This is a genomic window from Verrucomicrobiota bacterium (genome assembly GCA_016871535.1).
Taxonomy (GTDB): Bacteria; Verrucomicrobiota; Verrucomicrobiia; order Limisphaerales; family SIBE01; genus VHCZ01.
The window spans coordinates 1-14,413 of record VHCZ01000161.1; the positions used below are offsets into that span (position 1 = coordinate 1).

Sequence of the window (14,413 nt, forward strand, 5' to 3'; positions counted from 1 at the left end):
CCGAAGGGCGGCAGTTCTTTTTCGCCAGACTTCGTTGCTTGCTCCTTACAGATCCACTTCGGGATATGCTCGTCGCTCGCGCCTCGTCTGGCCGAAAAATCCCTTGCCGCGAACGTGAGCGTATTTATGAAATGGACCACTAAGGTTTGCAGCCGTGTTTTGCTCCTACTCCTAATCGTAATCGAAGGATTAAGGATCAAGAGTAGGATTACGATTAAGAGCAAGAGCCGGAGGGACAGTTCAGGAATGAATGGCCTTTGATTTGACGGAAGCCAGCGCCCGTATCCCGTGACCCTCGAATGCCCGATTATTTTGCCCACCTTCAGTTCCCGCGGCGGCCCTGGATTGACTCGGACTCCTTGAAGGAGAAGTTTCTGGCCCTTTCCGCGACCGCCCACCCCGACCGCCTGCATTCGGCGTCCGAAGCAGAACGGAACGCGGCAAACCAACGCTCAGCCGAGATCAACGCCGCCTATCATTGCCTGCGCGAACCCAAGGATCGCTTGCGCCACTTGCTGGAAATCGAGTCGGAGACCAGGCCAGTGGAAATCGAACGCCTGCCTTCGAGCGCGGCGGATCTGGCTTTTCAGGTCGGGCAGATCTGCCGGAACGTGGATGCTTTTCTGCGTGAGAAATCCAAAGTGACGGCGCCCTTGCTCCAGTCGCAATACTTCGAGAAAGCGCTCGAATGGGTGGACCAATTGCAGGCGTTGAAGCAATCCATCCGGGCCAAAAGAGAGGAGGTCGCCGACGAACTGAAAGCCATGAATCCGGTTTGGGAAGGCGCTCCTCCCGTTGGAACGGGCGAACGGCGCAGGGTGCTGCCGCTGGACCGGCTCGAACAGGTGTATCGGACGCTCAGTTACCTCTCGCGTTGGGACGAACAGCTCGGCGCGCGGATTGTCCGGTTGTCGGTGTAACTTCGACTACTTGCCGACCAGTCGGCCGAGAGACTCTCGGACGGTGGTCAAGAGGTGCATGCCTTCCCGGACCTTGTTTTCCGTTGTACCAGGACATGGTGTTTTGCATTGGAGGCCGCACGGGCGGTTCGCTGGCTTACAGGCCGGCGGGCGCGGCGACGTGACCCAATCCCGTCGCGCCTGGACGTTGGGGAAAGGGTTCCTCTATTGCCTCGGCGCGAAGCAGTGACGGGATTGTGGGCGTATCTCAACCTGGTAGGGACCGATTCCACTCCGTCCCTGACTTTACTCCGCGATCGAAAAGACAATTTCAGGGACGCGGTGGAACGCGTCCTTACCAGTTCAAGGGCCGTGCGCATGGCTTGGAGGCTCTGCAAGTTTCCCCTGAACCGCCCCCCACTTCGAACTGGTCGAGCGGGAGCTCTGCGCGTTATGAATACTTCCATGAACCAACTGCGCGCCCCCTTTGCATTGCTTTGCGGTCTTCTTTGTGGATGCCTGTCTTCAAGCCAAGGCGCGGAAGCCCGCCCGAACATCCTCTTCATTTTCTCCGACGATCACGCGTATCAAGCGATCAGCGCGTACGATTCGCGGTTGATCCAGACGCCGAACCTGGATCGCATCGCTCGCGAAGGCATGCGCTTCGATCGGTGCCTGGTGCCGAATTCCATTTGCGGTCCGAGCCGCGCGACGATCCTGACCGGGAAATATTCCCACGCGAACGGCTTTTACAACAACACCAACAGCCGCTTCGACGGGTCGCAGATGACTTTTCCCAAATTACTTCAGAAGGCGGGTTACCAGACGGCCCTCGTCGGGAAGTGGCACTTGGTCTCCAATCCGACCGGGTTCGATTACTGGGAGATCCTTCCCGGCCAGGGTCAGTACTACAATCCGCCCATGATCCGCCACGGCGAGCGCGTGAAACACGAAGGCTACGTCACGGACATCATCACCGATCTCGCGCTCGATTGGCTGAAGAAGCGCGATCCGAACAAGCCCTTCCTCCTGATGGCCCAGCATAAAGCGCCGCACCGCGAGTGGGAACCGAACCTGAAATACCTCAACCACGACGGCGGCCGCAAATATCCGGAGCCGGACACACTCTTCGACGATTACGCCGGCCGAGGCAAAGCGGAGCGCGACCAGGACATGACCATCGCCCGCACGATGACACCGCGCGATCTCAAGCTCACGCCGCCGCAAGCCTTGACGCCCGAACAACGCAAAGCATGGGACGCTTACTACGAGCCGCGCAACGAAGAGTTCCGCAAAGCCAATCTCCAGGGCAACGATCTGGTGCGCTGGAAATTCAACCGTTACATGCACGATTACCTCGGTTGCGTCCGGTCGGTGGACGAAAGCGTCGGGCGCTTGCTGGATTACCTGAAGGAGACCGGTTTGGATAAGAACACGATTGTGGTCTATTCCTCAGATCAGGGTTTTTACCTCGGCGAGCACGGATGGTTTGACAAGCGCTGGATTTTCGAGGAATCGCTCCGCACCCCGTTGCTGGTCCGCTGGCCGGGCGTGACGAAACCCGGCAGCGTCAACTCGGACCTCGTTTCCAATCTGGATTTTGGCGAAACGTTTTTGGAAGCGGCCGGCGTGGAAGTGCCGGGCGAGATGCAAGGCCGCAGCTTGGCGTCCATTCTCAAAGGCTCAACTCCGGCAGATTGGCGCAAGAGCTTTTACTATCATTACTACGAGTTTCCCGGCCCTCATAGCGTCGCCCGCCATTACGGCGTCGTGACGGATCGCTACAAGCTCGTCCATTTTTACGAGCCGGAGTTCAACTATTGGGAACTGTTCGATCTGAAATCGGACCCGCGCGAACTCAAGAACGTGTACGGCGCGCCGCAATATGCGGTGACGCAGAAAGAGTTGGAACAGGAACTGGCGCGACTACGCGCCCAGTTGAAAGTGCCTTCCCCGGACCCGGCGGAGACCGCGATCAAGCCCGGAGCGCGCGGCCGGGCGGGGAACAAGCCGGGTCAGAAACCTTAGTGGTCCATTTCATAAATACGATCACGTTCGCGGCAAGGGATTTTTCGGCCAGACGAGGCGCGAGCGACGAGCATATCCCGAAGTGGATCTGTAAGGAGCAAGCAACGAAGTCTGGCGAAAAAGAACTGCCGCCCTTCGGGTTGCGCCGAATTTTGCCTGGGGCTGCGTTGCTCCTCGGTCACAGCCCCACTGGCGGGGGATGCTCGCTCGTCGCGCCTTGCCCCAGGCCAAATTGGGCGCAACGAACGTGAGCGTATTTACGAAACGGACCACTTAGTAGGGCTTTGTTCTAATCTAAACAGGAGGTAACTGGGGTAACGGAGTCCGGCCGGAATGGGAACGCAGGAGCCTTGTCGAGGACGCGCGGAAGGATGGTGTAGCCGCCGAGGCGCACGCGCGGGCTGCGCGGGGCAAGTTGGGTGAGATTGGGAGCGCTCATGTTCGTTTGGTTTGTTGCTTTTCTTCGTTTCGTCGTCGGCACGTTCATCGCCGACACACCTCCTATCACAGGACTCGTGCCAACCGCTGTTCTTCGTCAAAACCCCGCAATTGCTGGAAAATCCGCAGTTCTTCCGCTTTGGAAGCCGCTACGAATAATCATCCCACTACGACTCTTCGCCGCCAAACTACGAAGTCTCGTCGCCCGGCAGGGCATCCGGGTTTCCGGCTACGGCTTCCGCTGTGGCGGACCGGATCGCGCGGAGGCAAGTGCCGAGGGCTTTGCTCCGAGAAAATGCCTCAGCAAGATGAACTGGTGACGCAGGAAGGTCCGGCCAGGACCGTCATGCGGCGCTGCAACTCAGCCGCGCCTTCCGCCCCTAACGCGGGAATGAGCCGGGTCTTCGCGCGGCCCGGTCGTGGCAGGCGCGTGAACAGCACCAGCGAAAGAGGCGTCGCGGTCGGCATGAAACCACAGCCCAATGCCCCCGTGCAACTGCTGCCGCTCCCGGCGGTGCAGGCGAGACAATGAACGCCGGTTTGAATTTCCCAGTTGTCGAGCCGCGCGGGCGTCACGTCCCACAGGAAGAGCGGTTGGCCGTTGCGCACTTGCATCTTGAGCATCTGGTTGAAGTCGCAATCGAACACCTCGCCCATCATGCCGATGCTGATCGTGCTGCGGCACATCAAGCCCTCGACCGTCGCCGGGTTGAAGCTGTTGGCGAGCAGTTCCAGATACGCGTCCCATTGGCCGTGCGCGCGAAGATCTTCGGCGAAGCGGGCGATGGGCTGGTTCGTGATCGTGAAGAGGCGCGTGAACTCGATGCCGAATCGCTGGCGCAATTCCACTTTGTAATCCGCCTTCAATTCGGCCTGGGGCGGGGGCAGCTTTGCGCCGAGCGGATTGTAAACCAGGCTCAATGGCAGGCGCGTGCCGTAGCCGACGGCGTTCAGTTTCTTCAGCGCGGAAATGCTTTTGGCGAACACGCCGTCGCCACGCTGCGCATCCACGTTGTCCGCCGAATAGCACGGCAGCGAGGCCACGACCTCGACCTGATGCTGCGCCAGATACTCCGGCAACCACGCGAACGCCTCGGTCTCGATGATCGTGAGGTTGTTCCGGTCAATGACGTGGCCGCCAGCCTCGCGCGCGGTTTCGACCAAGTAGCGGAAATGTTCGCTCAACTCCGGCGCGCCGCCTGTGATGTCCACCACGGACGGACGATGTTCCTGAATCCATTCGCCAACACGGCGCGCGATGTCGGCGGGCATCATCTCGGTGCGCCACGGGGCGGCGTCCACATGGCAATGCGTGCAAGTCTGGTTGCACTTACGCCCGACGTTGATTTGCAGCGTCTGCAAGCGCGCACGGCGCAGGCTCAGTCCGTGGAGCGAAAGTTTTTCGGCAAAGCGATTCATGCGCGTGGCTGCGCCCGTCAGCAACATGACCCTCCGTCGCAGCACTGGCTGGGCGCGGTGCTGGCATCGTAATCCATGCCCTTGGTTTCGCACAGATGACGGAGGTGGGCTCGGCTGCGATCCCACGGCTTGACGTCCTCCGGCTTCACCGGCACGCGCGGTTCGATGAACTCGAAGTGCTCTGCGTAAGGCGGCTGCGAGTAGAGCTGGAACGTTTTGTCGCAGACCGCGACGCGTTCGCCACGACGCAGGCGATGGCCGTCGTCATCCAGCACTTCGCGAAACGGGCCGCGATAGACAGCCGACTGGTTCAGTTTCAGGCAGTCACCTTGCTTGCCCTTGAAGGCTTCGACCGTCACGGAGCGGAACTCGATGCCCGCCACCGTCTGCCATGGCTGGGCGTCGCGTTTCAGATAACGCGACGGATCACCGCAGCCGTAATCCTTCTCGATCACTTCCTGCGGGATGATTTTGAGCAGGTCCTTGTTGTATTCGACCGGACAGCAAAGCGCGGCTTCCGGCGCTTTGGCAGCGGTGGAGTAGCGCTGCTTGACCGCTGATTCGGAACGATGGTTGTTCACTGTGTTCATGATGTGAAATCGCGAATGCCCTAGAGGAGTTTCATCAGGTCAAGTTGATTGCCGCCCTTGCCGGCAACAACGTAGGTTTTGCCGCCGCGACTCCAACTGACAGTCGCGACTTCGCCGATTTGATTGAACACAGGCGACTCCGGCGCGTCTTTGAACGAGGCGCTGTCAATCACAAGGAGATGCGCCATCTGTCGGTTCTCCAACTCGAAGCAGATGAGCGAAATTTTTTTGCCGCTCCATTCAAGCAGACTACAGCCGAGGCTGGGTCGGCCATCGAGTCCAACAGGGAGCACAAGGTCAGCGTGCGACTCTTTTTGCGCCAGCCAGCGCCGCACTTCGGCCATGTCGCGAGACATCAGATCAAGCCGGTCGAGCTTCTTCCCGGCGAACTCGGCCATCGTAGCGCGATATTGAACGAAGTCAGCCGTGCGACGGGGCTTCAGCCACATCGCCGCGATGGTGACGAGCAATGCCAGGCACGCAGCAGCGGCAAGCTGCCACGCGGGTTGTTTCCACCAAACGAGAGGGCGAACAATTGTTTGCTGCGCGAGCAATTGGGATTTCAAATGCGCGGGTGGTTTGATGGACGCCTTGAGCTTGGCGCTGATGCGCGAATCGAGTGCGTGCTCGTTCGCGAACCAACGCGCGAGTTGCGGGTCGCGCTGCGCCTGCTCCAACGCCTCGCGGAATCGCGGCTCGTTCGCGTCCTGCCCGCCGGGGCGATACGCTTGCAGGATCAATTTGGCTTCTTCGTTGTTCATACAATTACGACTGTGAATTGGTTTTCCGTTCCATCGGTAAAATCTTGTTCTCGCGTTCGATGCCGATGGCGCGGGCGACAAGCCGCTCACTCAGCAACCCTTTCGCGCGTGACAGCCGCGACATCACCGTGCCGATGGGCACGTCAAGGATTTCCGCAATCTCTTCATAGGAATGGTCGTTCATGTAAAACAGCGTCAGTGGCGTGCGGTGATGCTCCTCCAGTTCCAAGAGCGCATCCCGAATGGCATCATTCTCCAACACGTCCACATAGGCGGGGGTGATTGGCGGCCAATTCGCCCTCGACGCTGCTGATTTCAAAATGTGGCAGCCGAGCCCGTCGATCTTTCCAGCCGAGGAACACCCGGTAAAGCGTGGTGAACAGCCACGATTTGACCTTGGACGCATCGCGCAACTGGCTGCCCTTGGTGAGCAGGCGACAATAGGTTTCCTGCGTCAGTTCGCAGGCATCGTCCTCGTTGCCGGCGAGACTGTAGCCGAACGCATAGAGCGCCTCGTAATAAGTTGATACCGCGTGCTCGTAATCCGTTTCGTTCACAAGCATAGGAAAGAGGGGCGCGGCGGTTTATTCCAGTTTTGTTTGTTCCGTTGGGTTGGAGAAACATTGCTTCAAACCAAAGAGCCTATCGTTCTCAGTGAGATCGGTTTTCTCGACCGCCTGCGGCCTGAAGCGCCACCCGACGAAGAAGATGATGACTCGCGCAATTTTATCGGGCGCATCGACAACGTCCTCGTGCATCCTACACAAAGTCCGATGGATTGGTGCGCGCTTGAACTCCAGGCGGTTTATTTTTCAGGCAAGAGCATGGCCAACGAATTCAAGATGCTCGCTCAAACTGAAACGAACGCATTGCCGTTTCCGGCCAGGCACCGTCGGCCAGACTGGCGAAGTTCAGGGCCGAAGAGACTATTGCCACAACTTCAGACGAAAGTTCCAACGATTCGCACTTGGGGAAAGAAGATGGCGGTCGTCATTGATGAGGCGTTCTTTGGGTCGCTGGTGAGCTTGGATCGTGAGCGCCATCTTTCAAATGCAGAGATTGCCTGGTTTGTTGTTGGCTACGATATCAAGCCCGGTGGTTGGGCGCTTGTCCCGCGTGAAGTGGTGTTCACGAAACTCGATGCTTCTGTGAAGTCTCTGACCGGCGGTGTTCCGCTGTCGAAAGAAAGATTTGAGGAACAGTTGCGGTTCAAGCTCGGCCAATTGAAATCCGGCTAGAAGAGGTTGCTAATCTTTCAGCCACGAGAGGTCCTTTCCGATGAGCAGTTCCGTCATCTTGGCGTGGTGAGTGTTCTTCATGGCTATTGGCCTGCTCTCAAACCTGTGTTTCCTCGCCAGTGCAACAATCTCCGCTGTGTTGTCGTAGCTCATCAAGAAATCGCCTCGGCACTCAGCCATCGCGGCAAAAAGCCGTGCGTGATCAATCTGCCAGACCTTGTAAAGCCGGCGAGCCGCAAGAGTGTAGGGTGGATCTATGTAAAACGCCGCCTCCGCATCCGCTTTTTGTTCCTCGATCAGATCTAAGCCGTTACCTTCGACAAAAGTGATGCGGTCCTTCTGCTGGTTGATTTCACGAATGCGCCGGGCCAGCGTTTCAGGATACCACCGTGAATTAAGTCCACGCCCACTCTCGCCGGTCTTTATCAACCCCGCACCATCGGCCAGAATCCCGCCGCGCTGAACTCGGTTTCGCAGAATTGTCTGAAATGCTTTCTCGCGCAGTTCGGTAGCATTCTCGTTCAGAACGGCTTTTACGTTTTCCAATGTCAGGTCAAATTGCAGAATCTTTTTTGCCAGCCACTCTGCTTGACCATTCAAAACTACGCGCCAAACCGAACCAACAGCTTCATCCAACTCCGCAAAAATGACATGTCGCGCCAGGCCCTCAAACGCTGCGGTCAAGCTCACGATTGCACCGCCCGCAAATGGTTCAATCAGACGCGATGGACGTGTGTCCTTGTTGCGAAGCCTCCGCAATCATCGCCTCGAACACCGCGAGATTGCGCGCACCAACGAAACGGCGGCGCACGTTGCCTTGAGCGTCCACAATGACGGTGGTGGGCTGTTCGCCGCCGTTGTAGCGTCCGCCGACTTCGTTGTGCTCGTCGAGCAGGACGGGATAGTTGACGTTTCGCGCTTTGGCGGTGCGGGCCACTTTCTCATGCACGCGTTTCAACGCCGCTGCGGCGACCTCGTGGTCGTCGTGGTCGCCTTCGCTGTGCTTCTGTTCCTCAACAGCCGCGTGGCCGCCGATGTGGCCGTGGCTGTCGGGAACGTAATCCAAGGACACGCCGAGGATGACCAGTTTGTCGCCGTGCTTCTTCTGCAAGGCCACGAGCGCGGGCATTTCGCCCACGCAGGCGGAACACCACGTCGTCCAGAAATTCATGAGTACCACCTTGCCGCGAAAGTCTGAAAGCCGGACCGGCTTCCCTTCCAAAGTGTGAAGTGGGAAATTCGCTGCTGGCAGGGGCCTTCGCGCCGAGTAGGCTTCGGCGGGGACTTGAAGGCGTACCGGAGGAAACTCGCTTTGGTGTTCGGCCCACCATGCCTTGGCTCTCTCGGCGGCGGCTTGGGTTTTGGCGCTGCCTTCCGGCTGAAATTCCTGCAAGCCGCTTGTTTTGTCTTCGACCTGGACGGTGTCGGCCAGTTTCACGCCAAACTTTTCCGCGCTCCAATTCTCAATGAGTTTCACGCTCAGGCCGAGCACCGCGATGTCGGGATCATTCAAGAGCGCCGCGACAAACGGAATGCCGACCGTCGGCGGGGCGGCTTTGAGATGATTCAAACCCAGGAGCCGCACCTGTTGATCGGGGTCTTTGAGTTGTTCGGCGGCGAGCGCCACCAGAGCTGGATGCTTGCGTTCGAGCAATATGCCAAGCGCGGTTTCACGCACATTCATATCCGGATCGAGCGCGCCGGCCAGAACAATGGACTCGAATTCCGAGGGCAGCGGCTGGTCGTTTGGAAAAACGCGGCGGATCGCGCTGACGGCCACTTCGCGATGAACAATCTTCCCTGAGTTCCATGCTGCCAGCAGTGCCGCGCGCGGGTCGGCAGCTTGCTCGATCATCTCGGCGACGGCTTCGGAATTCGAGGCGTCGTTGGCGAGCGTGGCACTCGTGCGGATCTTGTCCTGCAACGGCGCGCGAAACAACCAGACACCGGCAACGAGAGTCAGACCGACGACTGGAACAAGCAGACGAGGCGGTTTCATTGTGGTTGCCACAATCCAGTTTGCGGATAGAACGCCTGCCACGCGAACCAATAAGCTTTCACCGAAGGAAGAACCTCGCCGTTTTCTATCCGCCTGACCACCGCCAGTTGGGTGGCGGGGTGGTAAGTGATTTCGAGAGCGGCAGAATTGAGTTCATCGCGCACGGTCTGGCCGGGCGGCAGGGATTTCAAAGGATACGCGCGAGCCACGCCGTCCACGATGACCCCGACGACCCAATCTTTTTTCGGCAATTCCTTCCGGTGCGTCGGCACGGGAAACATGGTATCGGGGCTTTGTCCATAACTGGCGTAGGCGTTGCCGGAGTAGTTGCGCTGCGAGCCGGTCTGCGTGGAGAGCACTTCGCCCTGCGAATACTTCTCCTTCCACGCCGCCCAGGTCAGATGTTCGCTGGCCAGCCATTCCAATTCGGCGTTCACCTGAGGGCCGGATACGGCCTTCATCGCGAGTTGCGACCAGAGTGAATCAGTCTGCCGGTCATACATCAGCACGTCGCTGTTGTGCAGCAGGCCGGAGACGCCAAACGCCAGCGGGCGGTTGCCGACTTGACGATTAAACGCCATCGCCGTGCCGCACAACGGACAATACGTCACCGCGATGGGTTGTCCGGCCAGATCGTCATTCACGATTTCGTGCCACACGAGAACCCGCAGCGGATACGCACGCGTCCGGTCGCCGATGGTCACGCTGACGACGAGGTCATCCGGGAGCATGAAGTTCGCGGCGGTGGGGCGGACAAACTTCGGCTTGTCAATTGAAGGAATGCCATCGCGGCCCGGTCCGCCGGAGAGAATTTCGCTCGTGGGAATGGTGGCGTTGGACACGTTGAAGCCATTGAAGAAGCCGCGACTTTGCGGGGCGGCCTCGACGGATTCCGTCGCGAGGCCAGCGCCCGCGACCAGCAAGGCGACGCCGGTGCGGATGGGATCACGAAAAAGCCACGCTGTGGCGGTGCAGGCGAGCAAGGGAAGAAACAGTTTGGCGCGAAAGCGCGAGCGCGATGAGTGCTTCATGGTGTTGGTGTGTTTGGTTTTGTTTGTGGCGACATGCACAGATGTCCGCCGCTAGTGATGTCGGCTTCAAATTCCGTTTTGGGCGTGTAGCCGACGTGTTTGCCGACAATGTTGCCGTCGCGATCAATGATGAACGTGGTGGGAATGCCCTCGATGCCGCCAAAGGCGCTCACGACGGTTTCGTCCCCCAGCACGATGGGATAATTGATGCCCATTTTCTCCATGAAAGGCTTCACCGCGCTCGCGCCGTCTTGATCCAACGAAATGCCAATCACGACCAGCCCCTTGTCCGCATATTGCTTCTGCAACTCGATGAAACCGGGAATCTCCATCCGGCACGGCCCGCACCACGTCGCCCAAAAATCAAGGATCACCACCTTGCCGGCGAAGTCGGACGACTTCACCATCTTGCCGTTCACGTCCTTGAGTTCCCACGCCGGGGTGGGCGCGCCGGCAAGAGTCACCACAGGCGAAGTCTCCCCGGGATTGTTTCGTTTATCGGAAAGCCGCCGCGTCGCCGTCGTTGCCAGCAAGACAAAGGTGAGGGCAATACATAGTCCGACGAGAATCAATGGTTTGTTTTTCGTCATCGTGCGTTCGTGCAGTTGAGAGCAATCAGCCGAGGCGATTATTCCATGACGGTGAATCGCGCAAGGGAGACGCCACCCGGCGACGCGGAGGGCGTGAGACCCGTGCCGCCGCCCGACCTTTCAGCGGCTGGGACGGGATGATCTGGTGGAAAACTTGCCCGTGCTGGATGCCGACCACCCAACGCCAAGGCGTCTCAAAGTGGATTGGGATTTTGGTGGGCATGTTCTCATACCACAAAGTCACCGCTGCCAGGCGAGCCAGCGTTGCATGAGGTTTTTTACGAAGGGCGTCAGGCGGGTGCGGTTGTAGAGATCGCCGGTCCGGCGGATGGCTTCGGCCTGCGTCGGATACGGGTGAATCGTTGCGCCGATGGTTTTCAGGCCGAGCTTGCCCTTCATGGCGAGGGTGAGCTCGCCGATCAGGTCGCCCGCATGGGCCGCGACGACGGTTGCGCCGACGATTTCGTCCCTGCCCTTGCGCACATGAACGCGCACGAAGCCCTCGGTCTCGCCGTCGAGAATCGCGCGGTCCACCTTGCTCAACTCCTGGGTGAACGTGTCCACCTCGATGCCCTGCGCCTTCGCGTCCTTTTCGTAAAGGCCGACGTGCGCGATCTCCGGCGACGTGTAGGTCGCCCATGGGATGATGAGCGAACTGGCCTTGGCGCGACCCTTGAACAGCGCGTTCTGAATGACAATGCGGGCCATGAAGTCCGCGGCGTGCGTGAACTGATACGGCGAGCAAATGTCGCCGCAGGCGTAGATGCGCGGGTTGGAAGTTTGCAGACGGTCGTTCACTTTCACGCCCTTCTTGTCGAACTCGACGCCGACGGTTTCGAGTCTGAGTCCCTCGACGTTTGGGGCGCGGCCGACGGCGACGAGGAGTTGATCCACCAGCACGTCGTAGCCTTGGCCATGTGAGCCGACTTGCAGGCGCACGCCGCTCGGGTCTTTGGCGAGCTTGAGGTCTTTGCCGCAGCAGAGAAGTTTGACTCCATCGCGTTCCATCGCGGTGCGAACAATCTCCGAAGCATCGCGGTCTTCACGCGGCAGGATGCCGTGCTCCGCCTCGACCAGGAACACCTCCGAACCGAAGCGCGCGAAGCTCTGCGCCATCTCGCAACCAATCGGGCCAGCGCCAATGATGCCGAGACGTTTCGGCAGTTCGGTCAGCGAGAACAGCGTTTCGTTGGTGAGATAGGGAACATCCTTCAAGCCGGGAATCGGTGGCGCGGCCGCGCGCGCGCCGGTGGCGATGACGGCCTTCGCAAAGCGCAACGTCTGCCCGCCAACCTCAATCGTGTCCGGGCCGGTGAATTTTCCCGCGCCGAGCAAGACGTCCACGCCGAGTTCGCTGAAACGCTGGGCGGAGTCGTGCGGGCTGATGTCGGCGCGCAACCGGCGCATTCGCTCCATCACGCTGCCGAAGTTCGCCGTCGTGCCGGGCGGAACATTCACGCCGAACTCGCCGGCCTCGCGCACGGCAGCCACCGCACGGGCGGCGCGGATGATCGCCTTCGATGGCACGCAACCAACATTCAGGCAATCGCCACCCATGAAATGCTTCTCGATGAGCGCGACCTTCGCGCCGAGTCCCGCCGCGCCCACCGCGGTGACCAGTCCCGCCGTGCCCGCGCCGATGACAACGAGGTTGTAGCGCGGTGCCGGCGTGGGATTCTTCCAGCCTGTCGGATGAACATTGGAGACCAGCTTCTGATTGTGCGCGTCCCACGGGAGGACGGGCGGTGAAGTTTGTTCGGTCATAAAAGTAAGTTCGTTATTTCCAGCGCAGGCGTGCGGGCTTCGACCCAATCAAACGATTCGCTTCGCCAGCGCCTGCTTGGCGATGCGAGTGACGAAGAGGGTCACGACCACGGTGGCAAGCATTCCGACTCCATAGAGCGCCCATTCGCCGGTGGTGCGCGTGCGTTCGCCTGAGGCGGCCTTGGCGAGCGAACCGACATACACATACATCACCGTGCCGGGTATCATGCCGATCCAGGACGCGAGCACGTAATGGCCGAGCTTCACCCGCGTGATGCCGAAGGCGTAGTTCAACAGCGTGAAGGGAAACACCGGCGAGAGCCGGGTCAGCCCGACGATTTTCCAGCCCTCATTCGCCACGGCCTTGTCGATGGCGGCAAAGCGATCGTTGCCCTCGATCTTGCGGGCGATAGCGTCGCGGGCGAGATAACGGCCCACCAGAAACGCGCAGGTCGCGCCCAGCGTGGCCGCGATGGAGACGTAAACCGAACCCCAGACCACGCCAAACACCGCACCCGCGCCGAGCGTCAGCACCGAGCCAGGAACGAACAACACGGTCGCCATCACGTAGAGCGCGATGAATATCATCGGCCCCAACGGGCCAAGTTGCCCGACCCAATCAAGCGCCTGTTTGAGCAGTTCCTGCACATGGAAGTATTTCGCAACGGCGATGAGAACGCCGACCGCGCCGGCGTAGAGCAGCCACTTCCAGCGGAAGCCGGATTGGCTGGAGGCGGTTTTCGAATCACTCATCGCAACGGTTTCAGTGTGTGAGTTCATGGTGGGTTGGCGAGCTTAGACTGGAGGCTTACAGCTTCTGCTTCGCAAGGAAGGAGCGGATGTGCGCCGCGATGGCCGCGCCTTCCTCCTCCAAGGCAAATGGAAAGCTCCGTGGGGATGGGCCGCCCGGGTCAAGCCGGGCGGCCCTTTACCGTGAGTGGTTACTTCGCGTGGTCAGCGACGAGCTTGGGCCAGTTGGCGTCGCCCTTCTTGAGGTTCCCATCGGGATCCTTGTTGAACATCTTCTGCACGTCCGCGCTGTAGTTCAGCACGAGCCGGCCATCGACGATCTGCCACGTCGAGATGTCCACGGGCAGCAGGACGCCCAGAGCCGCGCCGACCGCGCAGTAGCCGCCGTAAGCGGGCACGTAGCGTTCCGGCTTCGCCTGGAAGGCGTCGCGATTCTTCTTCGAGGCGAAGAAGTAAGTCGCGCCCTGATGGGTGGCGGTGATCTTGAAGTCGCCCTTCACGGCGGCCTTTTCGGTGAAAAACGCCACGGGATCGTAAGCGTCCAGCGCGTGACCGGCGCGCGGTCGATGTTGAGGAGTTCCGCGCCGAAGGAGAGCGTCGCGGACAGAGCGAGCGCGGCGAGGGTGGAGGTGATGATGCGTTTCATGTTCGTGTTTCTTTCGTTGGTTGTCTTGTTTTTGTCGGTTGATTTGTCCACGGCGCACGCAGGATGCGCGTCGTGAAGATTTTCTGAGGCGCAGCTGCGTATTCCGGGCCAATTCGGACAGCGATTCCAATTTAATTCGGACACCGATTCCGATTCATTTCGGACAGTCATTCCGATCCAAATCGGACAGTGATTCCGATTTGAATTCGGACACTTTTTCCGGGTCCCGGAATCGGGGCCTCCGAGGGAAAAAGTTTTTC

The 14,413-nt window shown here is 59.6% G+C and carries 15 protein-coding genes and 1 pseudogene; 3 read left to right on the top strand and 13 right to left on the bottom strand.

Features of this window, described 5'->3' with window-relative positions:
* Window positions 1-299 precede the first annotated feature (299 nt).
* A complete protein-coding gene (locus FJ398_18540) occupies window positions 300-920 on the top strand; it encodes a hypothetical protein (protein MBM3839926.1) in 621 nt (206 codons plus the stop codon).
* Window positions 921-1,364: 444 nt separating this feature from the next.
* The gene (locus FJ398_18545; protein ID MBM3839927.1) at window positions 1,365-2,927 is read left to right on the top strand and encodes a sulfatase; all 1,563 of its coding nucleotides are present in this window, start codon (window positions 1,365-1,367) and stop codon (window positions 2,925-2,927) included.
* 346 nt (window positions 2,928-3,273) lie between these two features.
* Here the strand turns inward: FJ398_18545 and FJ398_18550 are convergent.
* The 6 genes and pseudogenes from FJ398_18550 to FJ398_18575 form a co-directional block, all read right to left on the bottom strand.
* Window positions 3,274-3,366 (bottom strand): annotated as a pseudogene (locus tag FJ398_18550) (DUF5069 domain-containing protein).
* A gap of 299 nt (window positions 3,367-3,665) precedes the next feature.
* Complete coding sequence (locus tag FJ398_18555; protein ID MBM3839928.1) at window positions 3,666-4,784, bottom strand: radical SAM/Cys-rich domain protein; 1,119 nt, start codon at window positions 4,782-4,784, stop codon at window positions 3,666-3,668.
* Window positions 4,785-4,801: 17 nt separating this feature from the next.
* Complete coding sequence (locus FJ398_18560; GenBank protein MBM3839929.1) at window positions 4,802-5,374, bottom strand: hypothetical protein; 573 nt, start codon at window positions 5,372-5,374, stop codon at window positions 4,802-4,804.
* A 20-nt stretch (window positions 5,375-5,394) separates the two neighbouring features.
* Window positions 5,395-6,135, bottom strand: coding sequence for a DUF3379 family protein (locus FJ398_18565; GenBank protein MBM3839930.1), 741 nt, complete (start codon window positions 6,133-6,135; stop codon window positions 5,395-5,397).
* Between the two features lie 4 nt (window positions 6,136-6,139).
* The gene (locus FJ398_18570; protein ID MBM3839931.1) at window positions 6,140-6,541 is read right to left on the bottom strand and encodes an RNA polymerase sigma factor; all 402 of its coding nucleotides are present in this window, start codon (window positions 6,539-6,541) and stop codon (window positions 6,140-6,142) included.
* The gene (locus FJ398_18575) at window positions 6,384-6,698 is read right to left on the bottom strand and encodes a hypothetical protein (GenBank protein ID MBM3839932.1); all 315 of its coding nucleotides are present in this window, start codon (window positions 6,696-6,698) and stop codon (window positions 6,384-6,386) included. The genes FJ398_18570 and FJ398_18575 overlap by 158 nt, the downstream gene beginning before the upstream one ends.
* Between FJ398_18575 and FJ398_18580 the strand changes: the two genes are divergently transcribed.
* Window positions 6,669-7,373 (top strand): hypothetical protein, encoded by a 705-nt coding sequence (locus FJ398_18580; GenBank protein MBM3839933.1) that lies wholly within the window; start codon window positions 6,669-6,671, stop codon window positions 7,371-7,373. The genes FJ398_18575 and FJ398_18580 overlap by 30 nt on opposite strands.
* Before the next feature lie 9 nt (window positions 7,374-7,382).
* On the opposite strand, the gene FJ398_18585 is transcribed toward FJ398_18580, so the two are convergent.
* The 7 genes from FJ398_18585 to FJ398_18615 all read right to left on the bottom strand — a co-directional run bounded on the left by FJ398_18585 (window position 7,383) and on the right by FJ398_18615 (window position 14,307).
* Window positions 7,383-8,132, bottom strand: coding sequence for a DNA adenine methylase (locus FJ398_18585; protein ID MBM3839934.1), 750 nt, complete (start codon window positions 8,130-8,132; stop codon window positions 7,383-7,385).
* Window positions 8,086-9,372, bottom strand: coding sequence for a redoxin domain-containing protein (locus FJ398_18590; protein MBM3839935.1), 1,287 nt, complete (start codon window positions 9,370-9,372; stop codon window positions 8,086-8,088). The genes FJ398_18585 and FJ398_18590 overlap by 47 nt, the downstream gene beginning before the upstream one ends.
* On the bottom strand, window positions 9,369-10,403 hold the full coding sequence (locus FJ398_18595; GenBank protein ID MBM3839936.1) for a DUF3179 domain-containing protein: 1,035 nt from the start codon (window positions 10,401-10,403) through the stop codon (window positions 9,369-9,371). The genes FJ398_18590 and FJ398_18595 overlap by 4 nt, the downstream gene beginning before the upstream one ends.
* A complete protein-coding gene (locus tag FJ398_18600) occupies window positions 10,400-10,993 on the bottom strand; it encodes a TlpA family protein disulfide reductase (protein ID MBM3839937.1) in 594 nt (197 codons plus the stop codon). Before FJ398_18600 ends, FJ398_18595 begins: the two co-directional genes overlap by 4 nt.
* A 240-nt stretch (window positions 10,994-11,233) precedes the next feature.
* A complete protein-coding gene (locus tag FJ398_18605) occupies window positions 11,234-12,757 on the bottom strand; it encodes a mercuric reductase (protein MBM3839938.1) in 1,524 nt (507 codons plus the stop codon).
* 48 nt (window positions 12,758-12,805) lie between these two features.
* Window positions 12,806-13,510 (bottom strand): TVP38/TMEM64 family protein, encoded by a 705-nt coding sequence (locus FJ398_18610; GenBank protein MBM3839939.1) that lies wholly within the window; start codon window positions 13,508-13,510, stop codon window positions 12,806-12,808.
* Window positions 13,511-13,698: 188 nt separating this feature from the next.
* Window positions 13,699-14,307: a YHS domain-containing protein gene (locus tag FJ398_18615; GenBank protein ID MBM3839940.1), complete on the bottom strand. Its 609-nt coding sequence runs from the start codon at window positions 14,305-14,307 to the stop codon at window positions 13,699-13,701.
* Window positions 14,308-14,413 lie beyond the last annotated feature (106 nt).

Bases quoted from the DNA above. Each gene is read 5' to 3' on its own strand.
- FJ398_18540 (MBM3839926.1), top strand. From the start codon at position 300: ATGCCCGATTATTTTGCCCACCTTCAGTTCCCGCGGCGGCCCTGGATT.
- FJ398_18545 (MBM3839927.1), top strand. From the start codon at position 1,365: ATGAACCAACTGCGCGCCCCCTTTGCATTGCTTTGCGGTCTTCTTTGT.
- FJ398_18555 (MBM3839928.1), bottom strand. From the start codon at position 4,784: ATGAATCGCTTTGCCGAAAAACTTTCGCTCCACGGACTGAGCCTGCGC.
- FJ398_18560 (MBM3839929.1), bottom strand. From the start codon at position 5,374: ATGAACACAGTGAACAACCATCGTTCCGAATCAGCGGTCAAGCAGCGC.
- FJ398_18565 (MBM3839930.1), bottom strand. From the start codon at position 6,135: ATGAACAACGAAGAAGCCAAATTGATCCTGCAAGCGTATCGCCCCGGC.
- FJ398_18570 (MBM3839931.1), bottom strand. From the start codon at position 6,541: ATGCGTCCAAGGTCAAATCGTGGCTGTTCACCACGCTTTACCGGGTGT.
- FJ398_18575 (MBM3839932.1), bottom strand. From the start codon at position 6,698: ATGCTTGTGAACGAAACGGATTACGAGCACGCGGTATCAACTTATTAC.
- FJ398_18590 (MBM3839935.1), bottom strand. From the start codon at position 9,372: ATGAAACCGCCTCGTCTGCTTGTTCCAGTCGTCGGTCTGACTCTCGTT.
- FJ398_18595 (MBM3839936.1), bottom strand. From the start codon at position 10,403: ATGAAGCACTCATCGCGCTCGCGCTTTCGCGCCAAACTGTTTCTTCCC.
- FJ398_18600 (MBM3839937.1), bottom strand. From the start codon at position 10,993: ATGACGAAAAACAAACCATTGATTCTCGTCGGACTATGTATTGCCCTC.
- FJ398_18605 (MBM3839938.1), bottom strand. From the start codon at position 12,757: ATGACCGAACAAACTTCACCGCCCGTCCTCCCGTGGGACGCGCACAAT.
- FJ398_18610 (MBM3839939.1), bottom strand. From the start codon at position 13,510: ATGAGTGATTCGAAAACCGCCTCCAGCCAATCCGGCTTCCGCTGGAAG.